We start from the raw sequence: 24806 nt of genomic DNA, 5'->3' as shown, positions 1-24806 counted from the left end.
CATCCGCCGTGCCGTACATCTATGGCAGTTTATCACGTATATCCGACTATGCCCGAGAGCGCAACCAGGGTCGAACTCTCCTATCCGGCGGACCTCAGCGGCTGGGGTCGCGACAAAATAGACGGGTCGCCGTTCCGCGCGTACCTCCGGAAGACACACAACACCGCCACACCGGGCGACGTGTGGACAGAGTTTGTCGGCGTTGGCTGCTGTGGCGACACGCTAGATTTCCCGCTCCGGGTCGAATCCGTCGACGGCGGCTCCGCGGTGACCGAAGACACCGCGTTCGTCTACACCGAGCGCGAGGCCTGCGGAATCGCCGGCGGCTGGCAGGTCCAGAGCGCCGCCGGACCGACCGAATAGGAAACTGGAGCGGACGAGAGAACGCGTCAGTCCGGCAGGTAACGCACGCTGACGACGCCCTCTGCCGTCCGAACCTCGACGCGGTCGACGCCGAGCCTGGCCGCCCGCGAGAGGGTGGCCTCGTCGTCGACGACATCCGCCGCCGCCTCGTCCGTCTCGTCGTCCGGAACCGTCAGGACGTGAACCTCGCCCTCGCCGGCGCGTTCGACCGTCGTTAGCTCGCCGGGGGCCTGTTCGGCCGCGATTTCGGTCGTCTGCGCCGTCGGCGCGAGGTCGACCGTCTCGACGGGAATGCGTCGCCGCTCGGCGACTTCAGTGACGGTGTACGTGACCTCCATCGGCGGCTCCGGCTCGACTGTCCCCTCCACGACCTCGCCGGCCTCGACGCCGGGGTTGTCCGACAGTGTCAGCACTTGCGAGTCCGCGACGTTCCGAAGCGTCGCCGACGCGTCATCAGCATTCGTGACCAGAAATGTCCCTTCAGTGGCTGTCATAGAGATACGTTCGGCACGGGCGTTCTTGCCCGTTTCGACCCGGGGACGGTGTGTCGTATCACTTCGGAGGAGTGGGTGCTGTGGGCCGGCAGCGCTACTTCAGCAGCCGGTGGGTCAGATAGATCACCAGCGTCGCGAGCAGCGGCGGGGCCAGGCCCGCAAGCGGGGGCAGCGAGTAGAAGAACCCGACGACGGCGCTCTGTGTCGGCTCGCGAAGTTCCGCCGGCGCTGAGGTCAACAGCGCGAGGTATATCGACCCGATGAACAGGAACGCCGAGAGCGCGAGGGCGCGGTCGTAGGCGACCGAGGACGCGGTCCGTCGGTGGCGGCGCGCGACGGAGAGCACTGGGGCCAGCAGCGGCGCGACCAGCAACAGTCCGATGAACAGGAAGAAGCTCCGCGAAAAGGTGAACGTGCCGCCGCGGACGCTCCCGGTTTCGGCGAGTTGCGTTATCAGTCCGAACGAGAACACGAGCGTAATCGCCACAGACAGCAACAGCGCAACCGGGACGTAGGCTTTGAACAGCAGCGAGTCGCTGGCCCGGAACGCGTAGGGGAACGCACCCGGCAGGCCGTTGTACGGTTCGGGCCGGTCGTCGTCGGCGTCGGCTGTGACGGACTGCTCTGCCGTCGCGTCTGTCATGCCGATGGGTTAGGCGAGCGCGTGGTTAAGCGCGGTGTTGTCCGACCGGCGGTGAGAGCGGACCCGCGTCCGCTACCCACCGCCTCCTTCGGGAGTTGTTTGTACCCGCCCGTCGACACCCCGAGTATGCACGTCGATATCGGAGCCGCGCTTGCCAGTGCCGCCGACCCGGGCGTCGAGCGGGCGACACTTGACGACCTGGACGAGCGGGTGGCCGCGGCCCACGAGCGAATCAAGCAGGGACGGGAGGAGGGCGAGTTCGGCTACGCGTCGCTGAACCTCCCCGAAGCAACCGACGCCGAGACCATCCGCGACGCCGTCGCGCCAGTCGCCGACGCCGAGTCAGTCATCACCGTCGGGATCGGTGGCTCCGCGCTGGGGGCGAAAACCATCACGGAGGCACTGGCAGAGGACCCGGGCAGTCACGTCGTGCTGGACAACGTCGACCCGGAGCACGTCCGGCGGACGCTCGACGGCCTCTCCCTCGCCGACACAGCCATCAACGTCGTCTCGCGTTCTGGGACGACGGCGGAGACGCTGGCGAACTTCCTCGTCGTCCGCGAGGCCTACGAGGACCGGGGCGTCGACTGGACCGAGCGCATCGTCGTGACCACGGGCGAGTCCGGCCCGCTCCGGGCGCTCGCTGACCAGCACGACCTGCCGACGCTGCCGGTCCCCGAGGGCGTCCCCGGCCGCTTCAGCGCGCTCTCGGCGGTCGGGCTCGTCCCGCCAGCCATCCTCGGCATCGACATCGAGGGGCTGCTTGCCGGCGGTCAGCAGGCGGCTGACGACCTCGCGCCGTCGCTGTATGACTCGCCGGCCTACGCCTACGGCGCGATGGCCTACGCACTCGAAGAGGAGGGCACGAAAGTCAACGCATTCATGCCCTACGCGAGCGGCTGGAGTCCTTCGGCGAGTGGTTCGCACAGCTCTGGGCCGAGAGCCTGGGCAAGGACGGGCGGGGCCAGACGCCGGCGCGGGCGCTGGGCGCGACCGACCAGCACTCCCAGCTCCAGCTGTACCGCGCCGGCCACCGCGACAAGGTCGTCACGTTCGTCCGACCGCGCGAGCGCGCCGACGTGGCGATTCCCGACCCGGACCACGATGACCTCTCGTATCTCGCCGGAACCGACCTCGGCGGCCTCATCGACGCCGAGTACGAAGCGACGGTGGCGAGCCTGCCGGCGGCTGACCGGCCGGCGCTGGAAGTAGAGATCGACCGACTCGACGCAGAGAGCGTCGGCGAACTGCTGTACGCGATGGAGGCGGCCTGCGTCCTCGTCGGCGAACTCGCGGACGTGGAGACATTCACCCAGCCGGCCGTCGAGTGGGGCAAAAACGCCACGCGGGCGCTCATCCGCGGCGAAACGACGGACGAGACGGCGGTTATCGACGAGCGCGAGCGGCTGCGGATCGGCGAAACGGAGTCCCTTTAGGCCGGCGCAACGGACTGCCGATAATGGACGACACTGCCGCGAACTGGGGTGTTCTCGCCGCTGGCCTCGGTCTCGTCGTACTCGTCGCCACGGAAACCGGCGTCGTTAGCTGGATGACACCGGCGACGACGGTCGGCCCGGTCACCGCCCGACAGATAGCCGTCGCCGGCTTCGTCGTCGCGGCGCTCGCCTTCTCACTCGTCCGTCACGGCGCACTCGACCGCCGACAGGCGGGCCTGGGCGCGACGGGCGCAAGCGTCGTCGCAACGCTCGCGACGCTCGTCGCCTTCTTCGGACCGGAGTTCCGTACCGGCGTCGAAGCGACCGTCGGAATCGCCGTGTATCTCACGGTGCTGGCCGGCTGCGTGACGATTGCGCTGGGTTGGGCGCTGGCGTCCGACGTGCCGAACGACCGGCTGTACACGGTCGCCAGAGCGCTCTCGGTCGCGACAGGAATCGGGCTGGCCGGCTTCCTCGTGGGCACGCTGTTCGCCCAGTTCGTCGTGCTCGGAGCCGCGGCCGCAGGGCTTGTCAGCGCCGCGGCGCTCGACGGCGGAACCGTCACCGGCCCAGTGTACATCACGCTCACTATCGGTATCGGCGTCGGTTTCGTTGGTTTCGGGGCGGCCGTCGCCAACCGGCTAGACCGGACCTGGGCTGATCTCGATTTGCGGCGACCCAGTCTCCGCGACGTTGGCTACGGCGTCGGCGGCGTCGTCGTCCTCATGGTCGCGCTGTTTGGCTTCAGTTACCTCATTCAGGCGCTCGGACTCGAAGCGGCTCGGAGCAGCGTCGAAGAGCTAGCCAACAGAGACCCGTCGTTCCTGCTTGTGATGGTGCCGCTGGCGTTTCTCACTATCGCGCCGAGCGAGGAGTTCATCTACCGAAACATCATCCAGAAGTACCTCTACGACGATTTCAGTGATCTGCAGGCGATTATACTCACGAGCGCCGTCTTCGGCGTCGTCCACTTCGGACAGTACGCCGCTGGCACGCCGACACAGACCGCCCTCTCGCTGTTACTGGTGTTCGTCCTGTCGACGCTGCTGGGCCTCAGCTATCTCAAGACCGAGAACCTGCTCGTCCCGATCTTCATCCACGGGGCGTTCAACGCCATCCAGTTTCTCACATTGTACATCGAGATTACAGGAAATCCGGCAGTTTGAGCCGTCTGACTGCTGTCTGACGGGTATTTATGCGAACTACCGTTGTAGGCGATGGCATGGCTCGGCGGTTCACCATCGTCTGTGATGACGACCAAGCGCGGATCATCGAAACGCTTGCGCGGCGCTACGGCATCACAGAGGAGGAAGTGCTTTCACAGTTGGTCGAGCTCGGACTCGAAGCCCGGGACGAACAGACCGTCTAAGCCGGGTTCTTCCGCGATAGTGAGCTGCCACAGATGGGACAGCGGTCGCGGTTCTCGTCGAACTCACGGCCGCAGCCGGCACACTGGAACAGCCAGTCCCGCTGTTCGGTGATACCGTCGCGGGCGATTACCTCGACGCTCACGTCGAGTTTCTCCGCGACGTTCTGCATCGCGTAGTCGTCTGTGACGAGTCGACTGTCGAGTTCGAACGCGGCCGCGATCAGCCGGATGTCGGTTTCCGAGAGTTCCGCGAGGTCACCGGTTTCGCTGGCAGCGCGCTCGATGCGCTCGACGGTGTTGTCCTCGGGAATGTGGAGGTGCATGCCCGAGCCTTCGAGGGCGTCGAAGCGATAGGCGGCCTCGTCTTCCAGTTCCTCTCTGACGAGCGGAATCGTTGCGATCTGCTCGTCGGTGTGATACTCGTTGATAAATGCCGAGGAGTCAAGAACGTACATCTAGCGTTTGACGATCATGTGGTCTTTCACCGCCTTGACCCGCTCAACCGGGACAAGCAGGCGGCCCTGGTCACTGTACTCGAAGTTCGTGTTGCGGAGCGACTCCGCAGGGTCGATAACGAGGTTGTGCAGCGCGCCCGACGAAAAGTCCATCGTGATGTTGTAGAGACTGCCGATCTCCGCGCCGTCAGTCCCCATCACGTCTTTCCCCGACAGGTTTTCTGCGAGTATTGCAGCCATACCCCCTTGTTCCGAACGAGGTTACATAAACGCCACGGGGATGTCCGACAGGTGAGCGGCGATGGGGACGGATGGATACCAGTCTCGGCGGTCACGGTGCCGTCCTCGACCGTCCCACGCCCCGGGGCATCTACAGCGAGCCACAACCCTATGCGAGAGGCGGCCGATGGGGACGTATGGACAGTAACAGGCGGCAGTTTCTCGGGGGCCTCGCGGCCGCCGTCATCGGTACCGTGGCAGGCTGTAGTGGCGACGGAACACCGTCACCGACAGCCACCGCCACAGAAGTGCCGACTCGAACCGCGACGGCAACTGAAACGGCGACACCGACTCCGACTGAGTCGCCGACACCGACTGCTACGGCCGCCCCGACCGAGACAGCGACGCCCACGCCGACCGGAACGCCGGTGGACGCCGAACAGGAGGTCGCCGTCGCGCCGGGAAGCTTCAGTTTCGATCCGGAAACCTTCGAGGTCCCGGCCGGTAGCACCGTCCTGTGGGTCTGGAAGGCCGGCGGCCACAACGTCAAACCGACCGCGACGCCGGAAGACAGCGACTGGTCGGGGACGCCCGGCGACGATGGGACGACGTACAGTTCGGGCTACGAGTACGCCTATCGGTTCGAGGTCCCCGGCGAGTACGAGTACCACTGCGTCCCCCACCAGAGCGTCGGCATGACGGGGTCGTTCACTGTAACCGAGTGACGCCCGCTTAGCCCTACGTTCGGTCGCGCGCGTCTGATGACGACGAACTTAACTGCCACCGACGACTCGGTTCTGACAACTTCTGGAGCCATCTATGTCTGACACGGACCCCACCACAGCCACCGACGACACCCTGCGGACGCCCATCGTCGCCGTTTTGGGCCACGTCGACCACGGGAAGACGAGCCTGCTCGACAAGATCCGCGGTTCGGCCGTCACCGCCGGCGAATCGGGCGCGATTACGCAGCACATCGGCGCGACAGCCGTCCCGCTGGACGTGATTTCCGAAATCGCCGGTGACCTGGTCGACCCGACTGACTTCGACCTGCCCGGCCTGCTGTTCATCGACACACCGGGCCACCACTCCTTCTCGACGCTTCGCTCCCGGGGCGGCGCGCTCGCCGACATTGCCATCCTCGTCGTCGACGTCAACGACGGCTTCCAGCCACAGACGCTGGAGGCCATCGACATCCTCAAGCGAACCCAGACGCCGTTTATCGTCGCCGCGAACAAGATTGACACCGTCCCCGGCTGGAACCCCAACGAGGGACAGCCGGTCCAGCAGACGATGGACGCCCAGTCCGACCGCGTCCAGTCCGACCTCAACGAGAAGCTGTACGAGATCATCGGCGAACTCTCGGACAACGGCTTCTCGGCGGACATGTACTGGCGCGTCCAGAACTTCCAGGCTAACATCGGCGTCGTGCCGGTCTCGGCCGAAACCAGCGAGGGCATCCCCGACCTGCTGACGGTGATGATGGGGCTGTCCCAGCGGTACATGAAAGAGGAGATGGAGATCGACACCAGCGGTCCCGGTGTCGGGACCGTCCTCGAAGTGAAAGACACCCAGGGCTTCGGGACGACGCTCGACGCCATCATCTACGACGGGACCATCCGCAACGACGACACCATCGTGGTCGGCGGCCTTCAAGGGCCAATTGTCACTGACGTCCGCGCGCTGCTCCGGCCACGCCCGCTCGAAGAGATCCGGACCGAACAGGAGTTCGAACAGGTCGAGCAGGTCGCCGCCGCCGACGGCGTCAAGATCGCCGCGCCGGACCTCGGCGATGCGATGGCCGGTGCGCCGATCCGCGTCATCCGCGACCGCGACCGCAGCGAGGTCATCGCCGAGGTGGAGGAGGAACTCGCCGAGATCGAGGTGACGACCCAAGAAGAAGGGGTCGTCATCAAGGCCGACACGCTGGGCTCGCTGGAGGCGCTTTCAAGCACCCTCGAAGAGGAAGAGATCCCCGTCATGCGCGCCGAGGTCGGCGCGGTCGCACCGCGGGACGTGCGAGTCGCCGAAACGGCCGGCGAGCCGACCAATCAGGCGATTCTGGCGTTCAGCGTCGAGGTGCTCGACGACGCTCGGGACCTCGCCGAACAGGAGGACGTGGAGCTGTTCGAGGACGACGTCATCTACCAGCTCGTCGAGTCCTACGACGACCACGTCACCGCCATCGAGGAGGCCCAGCAGGAGCAGATTCTGGAGAACATCACCCGCCCGGCGAAGTTCCGGATTCTGCAGGACCACACCTTCCGCCAGTCCGACCCCGCCGTCGTCGGCGTCGAAATCCTCTCAGGTGAACTCCGTCGGAACGTCAACGTCGTCAGGTGGGAGAACGGCGAGGCAAACCGCGTCGGGACCCTCAAAACGATTCAGGACGAGGGCGAAGACGTCGACTCGGCCCGCGCCGGCGAGCGCATGGCCGTCTCGATTCAGGGGCCGACCGTCGGCCGCCAGGTCGAGGAAGGCGACGACCTCTGGGTGGAGATACCGGAGAAACACGCGAAGATTCTCGAACAGGAACTCAAGGAAGACATCTCCGTCGACGAACGCGAGGCGCTGTCGATGTATCTGGAGAAACACCGGAATCGCGACCCCTTCTGGGGCAAATAGGCGGTACTCGGTGCGCTGTTTGCGCGAGTAATAATATTTAATTAGGAGGCGTGTCTCCATACAGACACGAATGCCTGGGTCCCTGTCGATGCCTGACCTCGTGCTTGCCAGCATCGCCCTCTCGATGCTACTGGCGTCGCTCGGTGCCGTCGTCACCTCGCTTAGTTTCGTCACGGCGCTGAGTGCCGGCAGCCTCCCGGCGACCGGCTCCATCGGCTACGCACTGTTTTATGACCCGCCGGTCACCAGCGGCGGTCACGACTGATAGCAACGACTACGCGTCACCACGGCTGTTCTGCAGAAAACTGAGAGCAGCGACTGTTACTGCGCTGTCGGCGACGTGTCGTCGCCCATCACTTGCTTGACCTGCAGAGCGGCGGAGGCGGCGATGCCCTGCGCGAGGTCGTCGCGCTCGGCATCGGAGATGCTCGCGCTTTCCGGGTCTTCCGGCGTGTAGTCAGCGCTGACGACCGATCCGACGGGCGGCTGGACCGCGATTGTGGCCCGCGGTCCAGTCGTGCTGTTGCTGATTTCCGAACCGACGACGAACTCGCCGGGCAGGAGTTCGCGGGTCCGGGCGGCGACGCTCGAGAGGTCCCGACGGAGCTCCTCACGCTGTTCCGCGGTCAGCGTCACTTCTTCCGTCTCCCCACCAAACGACGTATTACCGTACATGAACGTTCTCTGTCTCTATGGGGGGGAGGACTAAAAACCCAGGGTCGAACACAGTTCTGACCGGAACCGTCGGTGCAACGCCGCTTACACGACGGGGTGGCTCTCGCCGTAGGTGGCGAGCACGACGGCGCTGGCGTATTGGGCATCGTCAGTCGCCGACTCGACGTACACGTTCTCCTCGACGAACTCCCAATCCCGGAGGTCCCGGCCGGCGGCCAGTCCTTCGCGGATTTCCATCCGGACCGCGTCCTCGCTGGTGCCGTCGACCTCGTAGAAGATGCCCGGCCCGTCCTCGCTGCGGGCCCAGCCGATACCAGCGGCCACGCTCTCACCGGGCTCGGCTGTCGCCGAGGACTGGACGACCTCTAGCGCTTCGCCGGGCGGCCCCAGATCCGGTGCCGTCCCTGTCACCTCGATAGCCGGCTCGGTAGGAATGACCGACGAGAGCGAGATGAGGTTGTAGTTGTGGACGCCCGCCTCGGCGAGTGCCGCGTCGTACGCGGCCAGTGCGGTCGGGCCGGTCGCAGTCCCCCACACGACCCGGATGGTACTCATAGGCGATTCTCGACGGTCCGCGGGGTAAGGGGTTTCGCTTCGTTATGCCGGAACGAGTCTGTAGCACATTCCCGGTCGGTTCGGGTCGCCCTCGGCCGCACGCTCCGCGTAGTAGATGGCGTCGGCGGTCACCAGCGGAGCACTCGTCACATGGCCGCGGTTGTCGGTGGTCCAGGCCACTGCACCGGTGTCCCGCTCCAGCGCGTACAGTCGCCCGTCGTAGGACCCGACGAGGACGTGGTCTCGGGTGGCGACAACGCTCCCGATAATCCACCCGCCAGTGTCGTAGCGCCACTGCTCCTCGCCGCTTTCGAGGTCGAGCGCGTACACCCGGTCGTCGTGGCTGCCGACGTAGACGGTGCCGTCGTGGACCGCCGGCGCACACATCACGTCGGCGTCGGCCTCGAAGGTCCACTGCTCCGAGCCGTCGGTCACGTCGACGGCGGTGACCGTCTCGGCCCACGACGGCACGATGGCTGTCCCGTCAGCGACGGCGAGAGGGGCTTTCACGTCGCCGCCGGTGTCGTACCGCCACACCTGTTCCAAGCCCGGGAACGACCACGCGTAGCAGTAGCCATCGTTGGAGCCAAACAGCAGGCGGCCGTGCTCGCGGTCCAGCGCTACTGTCGAGTGCGGATGGTCGGTCGGTCGACTGTCGCGCCACTGCACGTCGCCGGTGGCGGCGTTGACAGCGACGACGCTCCCGCTCGGTGCGGCGTGTTCGACGGCGACGTACAGCGACCCGTTGTAGTAGGTCGGACTTGCGCCGATGGCATCACCGAGTTCCGTCCGCCAGCGCCGCTTTCCGGTTTCGAGGTCCAGCGCCGACAGCGCGCCGTCGTAGGCCCCGATGTAGACGGTGTCGTTGGCGATGGCCGGCGTGCCGTGGCTCCCGCGCGTCGCCTGCGTGATGGTCGTCGCCCACTGGACCTCGCCATCAGGTGCGATGGCCCGCACGCGGCCGGTATCGTCGGCCAGAATCAGGTCGCCAGTCGGTGCCAGCGCGGGACTCCCCTTTGCCGCGGTGTGGTCCCCGCGGTTGGCCGGGAGTTCCCAGGCCCGCTCGACAGCGTCCGGAACCGATACGTCCTGATACCCCTGGTTCAGGAGCCCCTGCCGGAACTGCGTGGCAGCGTGTTCGTCAAGCGCCGTCGACGCGAGCGGATTGAACTGTGACTGACACCCCGCGACCGACCCGACCGTCGTTGCCGCGAGCGTCCCCAAAAACGCCCGCCGCGTCCGTCCGCGCTCTGTCACGGGCGCTGATACCGGGCGGGGTGGCTTAAATCGCGTGGGGCCACACGGACCACAGGCGACCTTCGGGCGTCTCGATACCGAACCGAATGACGGAAGTCCGATTCAGTCGGTTACCGGGCCTGCACGATTCGGTGAACGGACCGTTCAAAACATGCTATAATTCAGATTTGTGAGCGAAATCAATCACGCAAAAGTATATAATTTTATATATAAATAATTGTAGAATGTAGCGCTTGATATCACAGAGACGGTTTTAGACTACTAGATCTGATTTTAGGCGCTTATTCTATTATTTATGATATAGGTATTCATTCTTAATTACCCCCATGATTTATAATCTACGGCTGTCTGGTGAGCGATTGCATGCAGAAGAATTCAAAGCGCACTCGTCGAACGTTCATCAAAAGCGCCGGTGTCATCGGGACAGCAGCACTCGCTGGCTGCAGTGGCGGCTCCGATTCGAGCACGGAGGACGGCTCCGATGGCGAAAGCTCCGACGGTGCCACGACCGGCACCGGTTCGGAGACGATGGCAGACGAAATCGTGTTCTACAACGCCGGGTCACTGGAGTTCGACCCGGGGACGGAGGACAACATCAATCGGTTCGAAGAGGAGACCGGCATCTCCGTGGAAGTCAACGAGGTCCCGTGGAGTAACCTCAAGACCAGCCTGACGACGATCTGGCGGAACCAGGACAGTACCGTCGACGCCTTCAACGGGCCGACCTGGTGGCTGGCCGACTTCGTCAGCTCCGACTGGCTCGAGCCGATCGGCCTCGGGAACGACCACATGAGCAAGTTCCCCGACTCGCTGAACGACCTCGTCCAGTTCGACGGTCAGACGTACATGGCACCCGAGTTCGGAAAGTGGGGCAGCTACCTTTACGACCAGCAGTACCTGAACGACCAGGGCTTCGATGCGCCGCCGGACACCTGGGATGAGGTTCTGAGTCAGGGCGAACAGCTATCACAGGGCGACAAATCCGGGTTCGCGTTCACCTGGGCCGGCAAGTCCGTATTCAGTTTCAAGCAGTTCCTCTACCAGGCCGGCGGCCAGCTGTTCAACGACAGCTACGAGCCGGTGTTCGTCGAGGAAGGCAAAGAGGTACTGGAGTTCTTTAATGAACTCCGCGAGCGCGGTATCATGCCGGATGGGATGTCCAGCCTCGGCGAGGGTGGCATCGGTGACAACTTCATTGCCGGCCAGTACGCGACCGTCGAATCCTGGACGCCGCTCGGGGCCCGCGCCATCGATGAATGGGACGAAGGCCGAATCGGCAGCGCCAAGCCGCCGAAAGGGCCGGAGAGTCGAGCAACCTTCCAAGACACGAACGGTATCAGCGTCTCCGCGTTCTCCGAACGGAAGGACGCAGCCAAGGAGTTCGCCCGCTTCATGACGACGCGGGAGTCCTGCAAGAACAACATGCTCGTCGAGGGCAACCCCTGTGTCGTCCCCGACGTGTACGACGACGAGGAGATCCAAAACGAGTATCCGTCCTGGCTGCTCGAAGACATGCGGTTCAACCTCGAGAACGCGAAAAGCGAGACGTACATGGCCCAGCCGCAGGTCGACGACTACCTGAACGAACAGCTCACGCCGGCGCTGCTCGGTAACAAAGACCCCGAGGCAGCCCTCAACGACGCCTACAGCAACATCGAGCGTCTCTACCAGGACATCGGCCTTCTCTGATCGGCACAGTCCAAGGTTTATATATTATGTCAATCGAAAAGAGCCCACTGCGTCGCAAACTCGACAAGCTGTTCGTCCCGTTAACCGTTGGGCCGACGCTGCTGTGGATCGCCGCAATAATCGTTTATCCGACCGCAAAGCTGTTTCTCAGCAGCGTTCAGTTCCGCAACCCGATAACGAACGAGATGGAGTTCGTCGGCCTGCGGAACTTCCAGCGGTTGATCTTCGCACGAGAAGGGGGCAATGCCGCGCTCGGCATATTCAGTCCCAGTTTCGTTTCGATTACCACGAATACAGTCATCTACGTCGGCTTCAGCGTCTCCATCTCGTTCCTGCTGGGGCTGGGCATCGCACTGTTGCTCGATAAGGACCTGAAAGGACGGGGCTGGTTCCGGACGGCGGTCATCGTCCCGTGGATTCTCCCGTACGTGATGAGCGGGCTGATGTGGCGCTGGATGTTCCAGTCCGACTTCGGCGCGATCAACGGTGCACTCCAGAGACTCGGGGTCATCTCCGGGAACATCCCGTTCCTCTCGGACGGCGCACTCGCCATGATGGCGCTCATCATCGCCGACGTCTGGGTGTTCACGCCGTTTATCATCATCATTCTGCTCGCGGGTCTGCAGAACGTCCCCGAGCAGCTGTACGACGCCGCCGAAGTCGACGGCGCGAGTCGGTGGTCCCGGTTCTGGAACGTGACGTATCCGTTCCTGAAACCGTCGATCCTGGTCGCACTGACCATCCGTATCATCTTCGACATCCGGGCGCTGGACCTTGTCTGGGTGATGACCCAGGGCGGCCCCGGGAAGTCGACTGAAGTGTGGGCCTCCTGGCTGTACCGGACCGCACAGGTGTTCAACGAACCCGGGACCGGCGCTGCACTCGGAGTCGTCCTGCTGGCCGTGACCTTCGCCATTGTGGCCAGTCTGTACAAGATATTCGGCGAGTCACCCTACGAAGCATGAGCACGAAGAAATCACCACTCAACCGACTGCGTCGGTCGCTGGGACTGGATACACAGAACGAGTGGCCGTCCGTCGCCCGCGAGCGGCTGCTGGCCTACGGACTGCTCGCCGTGTACGTCCTGATCATCTGGTTCCCGATATACTACATCTTTATCACGAGCATCAAGCCATCGAGCGAAGTGCTGTCGCTGCCGATCACGTTCCTCCCGCAGAACCCGACGGCACAGAACTACGTGGATATCTTCACGAACCGACCGTTCGACAACTACACGATCAACAGCATGATCGTCGCGACGACGACGACGCTCATCTGTATCACCCTGGGGACGGTCACCGGCTACAGTTTCTCCCGGTATGACTTCCTGGGGAACAAGTCGCTGCTGCTGTCGATCGTCGGCGCGCGGATGATTCCCCCTATCGCGCTGATCGTCCCGTTCTTCCAGATCATGTCGAACCCGCCGCTCATCGGCGGACTCACCGGGAGCCTGTACGACACGCGGCTCGCGCTCATCCTCACGTACACGTTCTTCAATCTCCCGTTCGCAGTCTGGATCATGAAGAACTACTTCGACGGCATTCCCGAATCGCTGGACGAACAGGCCCAGATCGACGGCTGTTCCCGCTGGGAGGCGTTCGTCAAAATCATTCTGCCGATGGCGAAACCGGGCATCGCGGCCACCGCCATCCTCGCCTTTATCTTCTCGTGGAACGAGTTCGTCTTCGCGCTCGTTCTCACGTCCTCGGAACAGGCCCAGACGCTGCCGATTGCCGTCTCGCTGTTCGTGGCTGATGACTTTGTGGACTGGGCACACCTCGCAGCCGGCGGGATGATCGCCGCCTTACCCGGCATCCTGTTCGGCCTGTTCTTCCAGCAGTACATCGTGAGCGGACTCACACAAGGAGCAGTCAAGGAGTAACTAACTATGGCACACGTAGAACTCACCGACCTCGTAAAGGAATTCGACGACGTTACCGCAGTCGACGGCATCTCGCTGGACATCCCCGACGAAAGTTTCACCGTCCTCGTCGGCCCGTCAGGGTGTGGCAAGACCACGACCCTGCGCCTCATCGCAGGGCTCGAACGGGCGACCGACGGTGAAATCCGAATCGGCGAGGACATCGTTAACGATGCTCGCGCATACGAGCGCGACATCGCGATGGTGTTCCAGAACTACGCGCTGTATCCGCATAAGACGGTTCGGGACAACATGCGGTTCGGGCTAGAGCAACACGACACAGACGAGGATATCATCACCGAGCGGGTCCAGGAGACCGCGGAACTGCTACAGATCGAAGAGCTACTGGATCGCCGACCGTCGGAACTGTCCGGCGGACAGCAACAGCGGGTGGCCCTGGGCCGCGCAATCGTCCGCGACCCGGCGGTGTTCCTGATGGACGAGCCGCTGTCGAACTTGGACGCGAAGCTCCGCGTCCAGATGCGTGCCGAACTGAACAAACTCCACGAGGAACTCTCGACGACGACTGTCTACGTCACCCACGACCAGGTGGAGGCGATGACGCTGGCCGACCAGATCGCGGTCATGGACAGCGGGCAGATACAGCAGGTCGGCGAACCGACCCATGTGTACTCGAACCCGCGAAACATGTTCGTCGCCGGCTTCCTCGGGTCGCCGAGTATGAACTTCCTCGAAGGCACGCTCGAAGAGTCATCCGCCGGCAAGTTCGAACTGGACCTCGGCGGCGCGATCCACAACGTCCCCGACGAGTTCACCGACGCACTCGAGTCGTATCTCGGTGACCGCGTGACGCTGGGCATCCGTCCGGAGAACATCGCTCTCAATCAGGACGGCGTGCCAGCGAACGTCCATCCGGCGACGGTGGAGGTCGTCGAACCGCAGGGTGAGAAGACCGTGCTCGAACTCGAACTCGACACCGGTCAGAGCATCAAGGCCGCAGTCGACCCCGATACGACGGTCGAGATGGGCGATGCGGTGAACCTCCGGTTCGACAGGGACTCGCTCCAGTATTTCGACCCCGCCACGGGCGAATCACTGACGTACGATGCGAAGATCGAACAGCAGGCGACGATCTGACGATGACAACAGAAATCACCGACAGGATGACACCCGCCGGCCTGCTCGCGTTCGGAATTGCGTTCGGACTGGCAGGCCTTGCAGTGGTCAATTACGCGACCGGCGTGTATGGCGGTGCAATCGTCAGCAGTGTCGGGACGGTCGTCGCGACGCTGTTTGGTGTTTTCAGCGATTAGTACTGGGAGAGAGTTTTTCATGAACGTCTACATACTGCATGATATCCCCCTGAACGCCATCGAGCAACCTCGCGAATCAATAGACTGCTACGCCGGCCCCGAGAACGGGGCCGATTCTATCAAGAGTGATGAGACCAACTAGAATACATCAGTCGGAGGCCACACTCACTCGTAGGGTCCGGGCCCGCTGTAACAGACCATGATACCTGATGAACGGCGGAAGGAGATCGTTCGACAAGTGAACAAGTCGGATCGGGTCACGGTCGAAGAGCTCACCGAAGAGTTCGGCGTCTCCGAGGCGACGATCCGGCGAGACCTCTCGTCACTCGCGGAAGACGGGCTTATCGAACGGTTTCACGGCGGTGCCCTCCCGGCGTCGAAAGAAGATACCAACGGGTCCAGCACGACCGAGAACATCGACAACCCGAGCGGCAAGCGGGCAATCGCCGAGCGGGCCGTCGACGAACTGAGCGAAGGCGACGCCGTCTTCTTCGACACGGGACCGACGGCGCGCGAAGTGGCGAAAGCCATCCCGGAGCAGGTGTCGCTGCTCGCCGCGACGAACTCACCGGAAAGCGCGTTCGAACTCCGCGAGACCTGCGGCGAAGTCAAGGTCGTCGGCGACTCGCTGCGTCAAACCTCGGACGCGCTCGTCGGCCCCAGCGCCGAGTCGTACCTCAGGAAGACGAACTTCGACATCGTGTTTCTCGAAACCGACGCGGTCCAGAGCGACGGCGGCCTCTCTGTCTCGAACGAAGACGAAGCACGCATCAAGACACTGCTCTGTGAAGGCGGCCGACACGTCATCCTAGTGGCTGACGGCAGCAAACTGGACAGCCAGAGCTTCCGCGAGTTCGCGACTGTTGACGACATTGATATGTTCATCACAGACGTGTCGCTGAGCGACGAGATGCGGACGGTGTTCGAGCAGGCAAACGTCACGGTGATCGATAATCTGCTGGCCGTTCCATAAGCCCGCAAGACACTGAAAACATGTTTCTGCGCCGGTGTTACGCGAACGCGACGGGGACGCTGCTGGCGTCGTCGTCGGCTTCGATTTTCTCGTAGGCGTCGTGGAGGTCGGACTGCTGGACCGTCGTCCGGCCGTCGCGGATGGCAAACATCCCGGCCTCTGTCGCCAGCGAGGCCAGTTCCGCGCCGGAGAGGCCGTCGGTCTCGGTGGCAAACGCGCCAAGGTCCACGTCGTCATCGAGGTTCATTTCCTGGGTGTGGATCTCGAGGATGCGCTCGCGGCCCTCGACGTCGGGGTTCGGGACTTCGATGAGGCGGTCGAAGCGGCCGGGGCGGAGGATGGCCCGGTCGAGCATGTCGAAGCGGTTCGTCGCGGCGATGATGCGGATCTCGCCGCGCTCGTCGAAGCCGTCCATCTCCGAGAGCAGTTGCATCATCGTCCGCTGGACCTCGGCGTCGCCGGAGGTCTTCGACTCCGTCCGCTTGGCCGCGATGGCGTCGATCTCGTCGATGAAGATGATAGCCGGTTCGCGCTCGGCGGCGAGCTCGAACAGGTCCCGGACCAGTCGCGCTCCCTCGCCGATGAACTTCCGGACCAGTTCGGAGCCGGCCATCTTGATGAACGTCGCGTCGGTCTCGTTGGCGACGGCCTTCGCCAGCATCGTCTTCCCGGTGCCGGGCGGGCCGTGCAGCAGCACGCCGCTCGGCGGTTCGATACCGACCTCGCGGAACTGGTCGGCGTTGACAAGCGGCTCCTCGACGGCTTCCCGGACCTCGCGGATCTGTTCTTCGAGGCCGCCGATATCCGAGTAGGAGACGTCCGGCGAACCGTCGACCTGCATCGCCTGTGCGCGGGCGTCGGTCTCGGGGTCGAGGATCTGCTTGACGCCGAAGGAGTCGTTGATGGCGACGCGGTCGCCGGCCTCCAGCCCGTCGCGGATGGACGGCGATACTTCGGTCAGGACTTCCTGATTGTTGCCATGCTGTTTGACGACCACGCCGTCATCGGTCAGCTCCTCGGCGGTCGCGATGTACAGCGAGGACGTCTTGAGCGTCTCGTTTTCCCGTTCAAGCTGGTCGACCTCGTCCGTGAGATCGTGCTGCCGGTCACGGGCGGCGTCCAGTTGCTCAGTCAGCTGTTCGTTGACCTGTACTATCTCTTTGAAATGTTCCCGGAGTGCCTCCAGACGCTCGTCAGGCGTCATATCGGGATCAAGTTCCAACCGTGGTCGTTCCGGAAGCGAGGGACTGCGCGACATTTGGATGGTCGGTACTATACGGTTGAGACACAAAGTGCCTTCGGGTCACAGGGGGTGAAACAGTTATCCGTGTCGAGACGGGGCTGTAGCGTTCGGTTAGACCGGTGGCTCGAACAGCCAGACAGGCACCGGATAGCTACTGGCCGCCCTACAGCAGCTCGGCGAACTCGTCGAGGTACTCGCTGTACGTCGAGAGGGCGGACTCGACGGGGTCAGGACTGGCCATGTCGACGCCGGCGTCGCGAAGCAGCTCCAGCGGGTACTGCCGCGACCCGCTCCGGAGGAAGTCGACGTACCGCTGGGCGGCGGGTTCGCCCTCATCGAGGATGCCGTCGACGAGTGCGACGGCCGCCGAAATCCCGGTCGCGTACTGGTAGACGTAGAACGCCCGGTAGAAGTGCGGGATGCGCATCCACTCGCGGGCGATGCGGTCGTCCAGCACCGCCGGCTCGTAGTAGTCGCCTTTCAGGTCCCGATAGAGGTCGTCCAGGCGGTCGGGGGTCAGCGGCTCGCCGGCCTCGGACATCTCGTGGGTGCGGTGCTCGAACTCGGCGAACATCGTCTGGCGGTACAGCGTCGACCGGAACCGCTCGAGGTACTCGTTGAGGATATGTCGGCGCAGGCGTTCGTCCTCGACGGTATCCAGCAGATGGTGGGTCAGCAACGTCTCGTTGACGGTGCTCGCGACCTCGGCGACGAATATCTCGTAGCCGGAGTAGACGTAGGGCTGTTCCTCGCTGGTGTACTCCGAGTGCATCGAGTGGCCGAGTTCGTGGGCCAGCGTGTACATCGACTCCACGTCGTCCTGGTAGTTCATCAGGATGAACGGCTGGGAGTCGTAGGTCCCGCCGGAGTACGCGCCGGACTGCTTGTGCTCGGTCTCGTAGACGTCGACCCACCGCGAGTCCAGCCCGTCGGCGAGCCGGGACTGGTAGTCATCGCCCAGCGGCGCGACGGCCTCGGTGACGTACTCGCAGGCCTGTTCGTACTCGATTTCGGGGGATTCCTCCTGGACGAGCGGGACGTAGAGGTCCCACATCCGGAGTTCGTCGGCCCCGATTGACTGGCGCTTGAGGTCGGCATGGCGATGGAGCGTGTCGAGGTTATCGTGGACGGTGTCGACGAGCGTATCGTACACCTCGACGGGGACGTTCGGGCCGTCCAGTGCTGCCTCGCGAGCGGTGTCGTAGTCCCGGGCGTTGGCCATCTTCACGTCCGTCTTGACGGCGTTCTTGTAGGCCGTGCCGACCGCGTTTCGGACCGTCTCCCACTCGTCGTAGAACGCCCTGTAGACGCGCTGGCGGAACTCCCGGTCGGGGTGTTTCTGCAGCGTCGTGAAGTTGTTGAGCGTGATCGGCTGCTGGTCGCCGTCGGGGTCCTCGACGGTCGGGAACTCCATGTCGGCGTTGGCCAGCATGTTGTACACCTCGCCGGGCGCGCCGGTGACCTCACCGAGTTCCGCAAGGAGATTCTCGACCTCGGCCGAGCGAGTGTGGTCTTTCATCCGGAGCACGTCGTCGAAGTAATGCTCGTAGGGCTCCAGCCCCGGTTCCGCGTCGAGCATCGCCTCGATATCGTCGTAGTCCAACTCCTGCAGTTCCGGGTCGAGGAACGAGGCAGCCGAACTGGCCTCGGATGAGAGGGACTGCGAGCGGGCAGTCAGCGCCTGGTACGTGTCGTCTGTCGTGTCCTCGTCCCGGCGCATCCGGGCGTAGGCGGCGACGTTCGACACCGTCCGCATCAGTTCCTCGTAGGTCTCAAGGGTTTCTAACAGCGTCGCAGCGTCCTCGGTGGCCCGTCCTTCGTAGGCGGACAGGTCCTCGATCAGTTCCTCCGCCTCCTCGTAGGCGGCTTCCCAATCCTCGTCGCTGGCGTAGAGGGAGTCGAGGTCCCACTTGTACGCCTCGTCGATGTCGCTCCGTGCGGGTACCGAACTCATAGCCCGCTCTTGGGACGGGGCCGAAGTAAGCCTTCGTTTCAGCGACGAGGGACTACAGCCCGTCGGTTATGTGGTCGGCGACTCGCGCTGTCGTGCGGGCTTCGGTGCGTCGGTGTTCGAAGACCGCCCGTGCGTCCGCAGCGGCGTCCTCGTCCCGAGAAAAAGTCACATTCGGGTAACGGACGTCGGTCAGCACCAGCGGTTCGGGCGGGGCCGGCGGGACGCCGTCGGGGCCGCTGGCGGACTCCGTCGAGAGGATACGGTCGACCTTCGACAGCTGGGCGGAGCCGTCCGCGACAGCCGCCGCGAGCGAGACGAGCCGACGAACCAGCTGGCGGCAGAACCCGCCGGCCGTGAGCCGAACGACGAGGAACTGGCCGTCTCGCGTCCAGTCGATGTCCACCGTGCGCTCAGTGCCGGTGTCGTCGGACGTGAGATTGTGGAAGTCGTGGCTCCCGGCGAGTGCGTCGACGGCCTCGCCCCACCGCTCGTCGTTGACCGGTTCGCGTCCGAGTCGGTCTGCGTCCGTCGGCGCGTACAGGTAGTAGGTGTAGGTGCGTTCGGTGGCGTCGTGGGTCGCATGGAAGCCCTCGGAGACATCGACACTGGCCCACACACGGATGTCGTCCGGAAGTTCGCCGTTGAATGCCGCCGGTGAGAGCCACGCCGGCGCGTCGAAGGCGACTGTCTGTGCCCGCGCGGACACACCGGCGTCAGTCCGACCAGCGGCCGCGTAGCACTCGGGCAAGCCGTCGCCGCGCTCGCAGACGCCGAGGCGGACGAGCGCCGAGCGCAGTCGCCCCTCGACAGTGTCGACGTCGGGCTGGCGCTGGAACCCGTGATACGGTCGGCCGTCGTAGGCCACGCGATAGGCGCGCATACCGATTTGTCGACTGCGAGCCACTTGTCTCACCCGAATCTCAGTCGCTGGGAAGGATAGACGAACTTAGGCATGCTGAGAACAAAGGTGGGAGTATGTCCAACGCCGCCGCGGCGGATCACGACTTCCCCCGCCCGCCCGAAACGTTCACCGACAACGACGGGCGGACGGTGACAATCGAGGCCTATGACGGCGCCATCGACCCGCTGGTGGAGATGTATGTTGACTTCGGGCCCGACTCCCGGTCACAGGGCGTCCCACCCCGGACGGAAGCGGACATCCGCGACTGGCTGCCGAATCTCGTCGAAGACGGCCTGAACGTCGTCGCTTGGCACGAGGAGCAATCCGTCGGCCACGCCGTCCTCGTCCCCTATCAGGACACCTCGGAACTGGCGATTTTCGTCCATCCGGACTACCAGCACGCCGGGATCGGCTCACAACTCATCCGCGTGCTGCTTGGCTACGGCCAGGAGAACGGCCTCGAACGGGTCTGGCTCTCCGTCTCGAACACCAACCACGTCGCACGAGCGCTGTACGAGTCGGTCGGCTTCGAGACGATCGCCAAAGAGCGCGTGGAAATGGAGATGGAACGGGCGCTCTGACCGGGAAATTCACGAACAGCCGCACACAGCGATAAGTAGCGGCTACGCGAAGGCGGAGTTATGGACCCCCCTCGCATCCAGAGACGCTGACCTGCACGGCGTGTGACACGGCAATCGAGGGCGTGGGCTACCTGCTGGCGACCGAGCGGGACGGCACTTATCACCGGCTGGTCGACGCGGTGATCTGTGGCGCCTATGGCTTCAACGACATCGGAAACGGGCTGTGCGCCCGAACTCGCCGACGTGGTCGACCCGGGACCGGACGATGTACTTCTGTACGTTCGCCTAACTGACAGCGGTATCGAGGTCGTCAGCGCGAAGGAATGAGGCCGCGAGTGCCTTGACTGCACATCCGCCTGTGGCACGGCTCGAATACGATGGCCGGCGACTCACTCGGTTTCGAGGCTGACTTCTCTGTCGGTCTCACCGGCTGTATTCTCTGCCTCGCTGTTCGCTGAGAGGGCTTCGGTTTCCAGCAATCGGTCCAGTCGCCGCTCGAACTCGCTGTCTGTCAGTTCACCACGGGCGTACCGCTCCCGGAGCTGGTCGACCGGATCTACCGTCGGTTCCGAAGCCGTGGTCATCTCGGTTTCATCCGAGTCCGGCTCGGCCGCCGGCGATTCAATCATCGGTAGTTTCGATCCCAGAAGGGCGACGAGCGGGGCCAGAATGAACCAGCCGAGGATGATCGACATCGATGCAATCGGCCCGCCGAAGCCAGCCACGCCTGCAAGCATGGCGATACCCAGCGAGAGTATCGCAATGGTCGCGACGAGCTTCCACCTCGGGAGGGCGATGGAGGGGAGCTGCATGTCGACTACTCGACACGGTGGTCGCAAAAAGCTACTGTCGCGGACCGATGGCTCGGCCGCGCTACTCCGCGAAGTCCTCGAACGTCGGCCGGTCGTGGTCGCCCGGGAACGCCGAGAGCGGGACGCTGATCTGCTCGCCGTCGTCCATCTCCTTGAGCGTCACCTCGTCGTTTTCCAGGTCCTGCTCGCCGACGATGACGACCGTCTCGGCGTTGATGCCGTCTGCGTAGCCCATCTGCGCGCCGAAGGAGCGGTCGGCGACGTCGCTCTCGACGACGTGGCCGCGCTCGCGCAGGTCCCGGGCTATGCGGGCCGCCGTCGGTCGCGTATCGCCGACCTGCAGGACGTAGTAGTCCGTCGATAGCTCCTCGGCGGGCCAGACGCCGGCGCGCTGGCAGAGGAGTTGGAGCGTGGCATGGCCGGGCGCGAAGCCGACGGCCGGCGTCGGCTGGCCGCCGAAGCCCTCGATGAGATCGTCGTAGCGGCCGCCGCCAAACACCGAGCGGGACACCTCGCCCGTCGAATCGAAGCACTCGAAGACGACGCCGGTGTAGTAGTCCAGCCCGCGCGCGGTCGTCAACGAGACGGTGAGGTGCTCGCGGACGCCGAAGTCCTCGGCGGCGTCGAGCACCGCCTGAAGATTGTCAGTCGCCGCGCGGACGTCCTCGGAGCCGGTGAGGTCCGCGAGCGTTTCGATTTCCTCGGCATCGATCTGCAGCATCTCGTCGAATTTGTCGGCCTGCCCGTAGTTGAGCCCCGCCTCGACGAGCGCGTCAAGGTAGTCGTCGTGGTCGACTTTCGCCCGCTTGTCGACTGCGCGAATCGCTTCGGGCACGTCCACGTCGGCCCCGAAGGACTCCAGCACGCCCGCGAGGATGTCCCGGTGGGAGACGCGGATTTCGAAATCCTCGGCGGTGAGCCCGAGGTCGGTGAGCATGTCCACGGCGACGGCCAGAATCTCGGCGTCGGCCGTCGGCTCCGCCGACCCGAAGATGTCGACGTTAGTCTGGTAGAACTCCCGGAACCGGCCCTGTTGGGGCTCCTCGTAGCGCCAGAACGGCCGCGTCGACACCCACTTGATTGGCTTCGAGAGTTCCTGTTGCTTGGCGACGAACATCCGTGCGACGGTCGGCGTCAGCTCCGGCGTGAGCGCGACCTCGCGCCCGCCCTTGTCCTCGAAGCTGTACAGTTCCTCGACGATCTCCTCGCCGCTCTTGTCGACGTACATCTCGGTCGGCTCGAGAGCCGGCGTGCCGATCTCCCGGAAGCCGTAGCGCTGTGCGACGTCTTCCAGCGTGTCCATGGCCCACCGCCGAGCCTGCATCTCCTCGGGGTAGAAATCACGAAAGCCCTTGACGGAGTCGTACATGTCCGCGTCTACAGCGAGGGCGCGCTTGAACCTGTTCGTTCACGCTGGCCGTGACCACCAAATCGCGCCCAGTAGAGACTCACTACGACAGGGGCTCGCTGCTGCTTTCGCCAGTAGTCCGTCCGTGACAGACCGGCGTGGCCGGCACGCGCTGGCGTCAAAAGGGTAGTGGCCGGCTACACGGGGAACGGTCCGTGTTAGAGAGGGGACAACAAAGACGCGGTCTATCGAGGGTGGCCCTATGGGATGGGCAAGGCATCGGTGGACGCCGCGCGGGGTGAGACAGTGACACAGCGATTCGAGACGGGGGTTCGAGCACTCGACCGGAAGCTCGACGGCGGCATTCCGACAGGGAGCCTCGTCACGCTGCTCGCCGAACCGGCGAGCCAGGCGGAGCTGTTTCTCTCCGAGTTCGTCGCCCAGCAGGAGACGGTGTATCTCTCCGGCGAACAGGCACCGACAACAGTCACGTCGGCGCTGCGGTCCCAGCGGGGGACGTACGACGACCTCGCAGTCAGCCAACTGGACCGCAAAGCCCCGATCAGCGACGCGCTCGCCCACGTCGAGGGAGTCACCGAGGAGTCGCTCCTCGTCGTCGATCCGGTCGAACCACTTGAGCGCGCCGATACGGGGGAGTTTCGGGCCTTCCTCGAAACGCTGCAATCCAGACTCACACAGACCGACAGCGTTGCGGTTCTGTACGCGCTCAAACACGGCGCCACGCCGTCACAGCGCCACCGGACAGAGTACACGAGCGACATCGTGTTCGATCTCGAAACGAAGCGAAACGACGACGCCATCGAAAACAGGCTCTTCGTCCCGAAGTTCCGCGGGGGCCGAGCGCTCACCGAACCGATATTCCTCGACCTCACCGACCGGATCAACGTGGACACCAGCCGGGACATCGCCTGATCCGACGAACGCACGCGCAGGACCGAACCGCTGACGGCTACCGCAGGCCCCGCACGCGTGACTGCGTGTGCTCGGGGAACACGTCGGTCACGGCACCCTCGCCGTAGCGCTCCCGCAGGAGCGCGCGGAGTTCGACCTCGTAGTCGGCCTTCGGAATCTCGGCGCTGGGGCCGCTCTCGACCACGAGTCGGTTTGCAGCCATCGCGTCGATAGCCCCGCGGCCGATACCCGCAAGCGGCGCGAGGTAGTCCACGCCGAAGCGGTCCTCGACGCTCTGGGCGAGCGGGCGCTCGATGGTCGGTACCCGGTCGTCGCGACGGGTGCCGTCGGCGACGGCATCGAGTGTGTCGATGTCGTCAGCCTCGGCGACCCAGTCGCCCCGGGCGATGGTTTCGACGGCGTGTTCGTGGACCTGCTGGATGCCGTTACGCGGGTAGCCGTCGTCGTGCATCTGCTCGACGGCGTCGTGGGCCACGTCCGGATCTAGATCGACCGTCGCGTGGTCGAAGCCGACAGCCGACGCGCTCTCCCGAGCGGGGTCGGTGTCACGGACGCCGAAGGAGCCGCTGACGAGCGTTACGTTGTAAAAGGGGTCGAGCAAGAGCGCCGCCAGCGTCGAGTCCTTGCCCCCGCTGTACAACAGGGCACAGCGCATCTACCGGCGCTTAATGTCGAAGCTCTTGGAGTCGGGCGTCAGCTCCGAGAGGAGCTCCTTCATCTGGTCCTCGTCGATCCGGCCCTGCACGCGGCCGCTCTGGGCCAGCGCGACGACCTGCTGTTCGATCTGCTCCCCGACCTGCGGTTTCGACATCTTGACCGTGTTGAGCCGCTTGCGTGCGCCGTCGGTGAGGTTCTGCTTGAGGACTGCCTGCTTCTGGGCGTCGGCCTGCTGCTTGGCCGCCTCCTGCGCCTCGCCCTCGTCTCCCTGCTGTTCCTTGAGCTGCTCCATCTTCTTTTTCCGGAGCTCTTCGAGTTCCTCCTCGCTGGGGTCGCCACTCATAGTTGTATGGAAGTACTGGAGTCGGTCGGAAAACGATTTCGGAGCAGGAGCTACGGGCCGGCTGAAAAACAGCGAGAAAGGCGTCA

At 64.2% G+C, this 24806-nt stretch carries 30 protein-coding genes and 1 pseudogene; 17 read left to right on the top strand and 14 right to left on the bottom strand.

Translation table 11 applies throughout. The features are described 5' to 3' along the window. Window positions 1-48 precede the first annotated feature (48 nt). Complete coding sequence (locus GJ630_RS07825) at window positions 49-363, top strand: hypothetical protein (RefSeq protein ID WP_014039447.1); 315 nt, start codon at window positions 49-51, stop codon at window positions 361-363. Window positions 364-389: 26 nt separating this feature from the next. On the opposite strand, the gene GJ630_RS07820 is transcribed toward GJ630_RS07825, so the two are convergent. Continuing rightward, entirely contained in the window at window positions 390-857 is a 468-nt protein-coding gene (locus GJ630_RS07820) for a DUF5812 family protein (RefSeq protein ID WP_014039446.1), read from the bottom strand. A 94-nt stretch (window positions 858-951) separates the two neighbouring features. Next, window positions 952-1500: a hypothetical protein gene (locus GJ630_RS07815; RefSeq protein ID WP_014039445.1), complete on the bottom strand. Its 549-nt coding sequence runs from the start codon at window positions 1498-1500 to the stop codon at window positions 952-954. Between the two features lie 126 nt (window positions 1501-1626). Here GJ630_RS07815 and GJ630_RS07810 point away from each other — a divergent pair. From GJ630_RS07810 to GJ630_RS07800, 3 genes and pseudogenes are all read left to right on the top strand, one after another. After that, a pseudogene (locus GJ630_RS07810) lies at window positions 1627-2936 on the top strand (glucose-6-phosphate isomerase). A gap of 23 nt (window positions 2937-2959) precedes the next feature. Beyond that, window positions 2960-4102 carry a CPBP family intramembrane glutamic endopeptidase gene (locus GJ630_RS07805; RefSeq protein WP_050037512.1) on the top strand — a complete coding sequence of 381 codons (1143 nt, stop codon included), beginning with the start codon at window positions 2960-2962 and terminating at the stop codon, window positions 4100-4102. A gap of 56 nt (window positions 4103-4158) precedes the next feature. Further along, window positions 4159-4305 carry a CopG family transcriptional regulator gene (locus GJ630_RS07800; RefSeq protein ID WP_050007795.1) on the top strand — a complete coding sequence of 49 codons (147 nt, stop codon included), beginning with the start codon at window positions 4159-4161 and terminating at the stop codon, window positions 4303-4305. Here GJ630_RS07800 and GJ630_RS07795 read toward each other — a convergent pair. After that, window positions 4302-4760, bottom strand: a complete 459-nt coding sequence (locus tag GJ630_RS07795) for an NOB1 family endonuclease (RefSeq protein ID WP_014039441.1) — start codon at window positions 4758-4760, stop codon at window positions 4302-4304. The two genes, GJ630_RS07800 and GJ630_RS07795, sit on opposite strands and share 4 nt — an antisense overlap. Continuing rightward, the gene (locus GJ630_RS07790; protein ID WP_004518435.1) at window positions 4761-5000 is read right to left on the bottom strand and encodes a PRC-barrel domain-containing protein; all 240 of its coding nucleotides are present in this window, start codon (window positions 4998-5000) and stop codon (window positions 4761-4763) included. A 176-nt stretch (window positions 5001-5176) separates the two neighbouring features. On the opposite strand from GJ630_RS07790, the gene GJ630_RS07785 reads away from it, so the two are divergent. The 3 genes from GJ630_RS07785 (at window position 5177) to GJ630_RS07775 (ending at window position 7869) form a co-directional block, all read left to right on the top strand. Next, window positions 5177-5704: a plastocyanin/azurin family copper-binding protein gene (locus GJ630_RS07785; RefSeq protein ID WP_129755980.1), complete on the top strand. Its 528-nt coding sequence runs from the start codon at window positions 5177-5179 to the stop codon at window positions 5702-5704. A gap of 94 nt (window positions 5705-5798) precedes the next feature. Further along, window positions 5799-7604, top strand: coding sequence for a translation initiation factor IF-2 (infB, locus tag GJ630_RS07780; protein ID WP_058990875.1), 1806 nt, complete (start codon window positions 5799-5801; stop codon window positions 7602-7604). 70 nt (window positions 7605-7674) lie between these two features. After that, entirely contained in the window at window positions 7675-7869 is a 195-nt protein-coding gene (locus tag GJ630_RS07775) for a hypothetical protein (RefSeq protein ID WP_007189199.1), read from the top strand. A 56-nt stretch (window positions 7870-7925) separates the two neighbouring features. Here GJ630_RS07775 and GJ630_RS07770 read toward each other — a convergent pair whose 3' ends face one another. The 3 genes from GJ630_RS07770 to GJ630_RS07760 form a co-directional block, all read right to left on the bottom strand. Continuing rightward, entirely contained in the window at window positions 7926-8279 is a 354-nt protein-coding gene (locus GJ630_RS07770) for a DUF5811 family protein (protein ID WP_004518427.1), read from the bottom strand. Window positions 8280-8363: 84 nt separating this feature from the next. Continuing rightward, complete coding sequence (locus tag GJ630_RS07765) at window positions 8364-8834, bottom strand: pyruvoyl-dependent arginine decarboxylase (protein WP_014039437.1); 471 nt, start codon at window positions 8832-8834, stop codon at window positions 8364-8366. Between the two features lie 42 nt (window positions 8835-8876). Then, window positions 8877-10091, bottom strand: coding sequence for a PQQ-binding-like beta-propeller repeat protein (locus GJ630_RS07760; RefSeq protein ID WP_064287501.1), 1215 nt, complete (start codon window positions 10089-10091; stop codon window positions 8877-8879). A 363-nt stretch (window positions 10092-10454) separates the two neighbouring features. Here GJ630_RS07760 and GJ630_RS07755 point away from each other — a divergent pair, with 363 nt between their 5' ends. From GJ630_RS07755 to glpR, 7 genes are read left to right on the top strand one after another with little or no spacing between them, the layout of a single operon-like run. Continuing rightward, window positions 10455-11780: an extracellular solute-binding protein gene (locus tag GJ630_RS07755; RefSeq protein WP_191449661.1), complete on the top strand. Its 1326-nt coding sequence runs from the start codon at window positions 10455-10457 to the stop codon at window positions 11778-11780. 26 nt (window positions 11781-11806) lie between these two features. Continuing rightward, the gene (locus GJ630_RS07750) at window positions 11807-12745 is read left to right on the top strand and encodes a carbohydrate ABC transporter permease (protein WP_064287499.1); all 939 of its coding nucleotides are present in this window, start codon (window positions 11807-11809) and stop codon (window positions 12743-12745) included. Then, complete coding sequence (locus GJ630_RS07745; protein ID WP_064287498.1) at window positions 12742-13662, top strand: carbohydrate ABC transporter permease; 921 nt, start codon at window positions 12742-12744, stop codon at window positions 13660-13662. The genes GJ630_RS07750 and GJ630_RS07745 overlap by 4 nt, the downstream gene beginning before the upstream one ends. A gap of 6 nt (window positions 13663-13668) precedes the next feature. After that, entirely contained in the window at window positions 13669-14799 is a 1131-nt protein-coding gene (locus GJ630_RS07740) for an ABC transporter ATP-binding protein (protein ID WP_050007720.1), read from the top strand. Window positions 14800-14801: 2 nt separating this feature from the next. Further along, on the top strand, window positions 14802-14975 hold the full coding sequence (locus GJ630_RS19485) for a hypothetical protein (protein ID WP_196219974.1): 174 nt from the start codon (window positions 14802-14804) through the stop codon (window positions 14973-14975). Window positions 14976-14994: 19 nt separating this feature from the next. Next, window positions 14995-15117, top strand: a complete 123-nt coding sequence (locus GJ630_RS20300; protein WP_255359459.1) for a hypothetical protein — start codon at window positions 14995-14997, stop codon at window positions 15115-15117. A 57-nt stretch (window positions 15118-15174) separates the two neighbouring features. Continuing rightward, the gene (gene glpR / locus GJ630_RS07735) at window positions 15175-15948 is read left to right on the top strand and encodes an HTH-type transcriptional regulator GlpR (RefSeq protein ID WP_064287497.1); all 774 of its coding nucleotides are present in this window, start codon (window positions 15175-15177) and stop codon (window positions 15946-15948) included. A gap of 37 nt (window positions 15949-15985) precedes the next feature. Here glpR and GJ630_RS07730 read toward each other — a convergent pair whose 3' ends face one another. The 3 genes from GJ630_RS07730 to truA form a co-directional block, all read right to left on the bottom strand. Continuing rightward, a complete protein-coding gene (locus GJ630_RS07730) occupies window positions 15986-17206 on the bottom strand; it encodes a proteasome-activating nucleotidase (protein WP_050007719.1) in 1221 nt (406 codons plus the stop codon). A 148-nt stretch (window positions 17207-17354) separates the two neighbouring features. Beyond that, window positions 17355-19145: an oligoendopeptidase F gene (gene pepF / locus GJ630_RS07725; protein WP_191449660.1), complete on the bottom strand. Its 1791-nt coding sequence runs from the start codon at window positions 19143-19145 to the stop codon at window positions 17355-17357. A 52-nt stretch (window positions 19146-19197) separates the two neighbouring features. Beyond that, window positions 19198-20025, bottom strand: a complete 828-nt coding sequence (gene truA / locus GJ630_RS07720; RefSeq protein ID WP_191449659.1) for a tRNA pseudouridine(38-40) synthase TruA — start codon at window positions 20023-20025, stop codon at window positions 19198-19200. 95 nt (window positions 20026-20120) lie between these two features. Here truA and GJ630_RS07715 point away from each other — a divergent pair, with 95 nt between their 5' ends. Both GJ630_RS07715 and GJ630_RS20295 read left to right on the top strand, forming a co-directional pair. Next, on the top strand, window positions 20121-20627 hold the full coding sequence (locus GJ630_RS07715) for a GNAT family N-acetyltransferase (protein WP_014039432.1): 507 nt from the start codon (window positions 20121-20123) through the stop codon (window positions 20625-20627). A 195-nt stretch (window positions 20628-20822) separates the two neighbouring features. Then, window positions 20823-20954, top strand: coding sequence for a hypothetical protein (locus GJ630_RS20295; RefSeq protein WP_255355510.1), 132 nt, complete (start codon window positions 20823-20825; stop codon window positions 20952-20954). Between the two features lie 62 nt (window positions 20955-21016). Here the strand turns inward: GJ630_RS20295 and GJ630_RS07705 are convergent, their stop codons facing one another. Together GJ630_RS07705 and hisS are read right to left on the bottom strand one after the other, a co-directional pair. Next, on the bottom strand, window positions 21017-21439 hold the full coding sequence (locus tag GJ630_RS07705; RefSeq protein ID WP_151144551.1) for an SHOCT domain-containing protein: 423 nt from the start codon (window positions 21437-21439) through the stop codon (window positions 21017-21019). A gap of 61 nt (window positions 21440-21500) precedes the next feature. Next, entirely contained in the window at window positions 21501-22808 is a 1308-nt protein-coding gene (gene hisS / locus GJ630_RS07700; protein WP_014039429.1) for a histidine--tRNA ligase, read from the bottom strand. A gap of 246 nt (window positions 22809-23054) precedes the next feature. Between hisS and GJ630_RS07695 the strand changes: the two genes are divergently transcribed. Next, a complete protein-coding gene (locus tag GJ630_RS07695; RefSeq protein ID WP_191449658.1) occupies window positions 23055-23720 on the top strand; it encodes an ATPase domain-containing protein in 666 nt (221 codons plus the stop codon). 37 nt (window positions 23721-23757) lie between these two features. Here the strand turns inward: GJ630_RS07695 and GJ630_RS07690 are convergent, their stop codons facing one another. Then, a complete protein-coding gene (locus GJ630_RS07690) occupies window positions 23758-24375 on the bottom strand; it encodes an alpha hydrolase (RefSeq protein WP_191449657.1) in 618 nt (205 codons plus the stop codon). Beyond that, on the bottom strand, window positions 24376-24720 hold the full coding sequence (locus GJ630_RS07685) for a DNA-binding protein (protein ID WP_050037501.1): 345 nt from the start codon (window positions 24718-24720) through the stop codon (window positions 24376-24378). Window positions 24721-24806: the final 86 nt, after the last annotated feature.

Source organism: Haloarcula sp. CBA1122 (assembly GCF_009741785.1).
Taxonomy (GTDB): domain Archaea; phylum Halobacteriota; class Halobacteria; order Halobacteriales; family Haloarculaceae; genus Haloarcula; species Haloarcula hispanica.
This window is presented reverse-complemented; position numbering and strand designations above follow the sequence as displayed.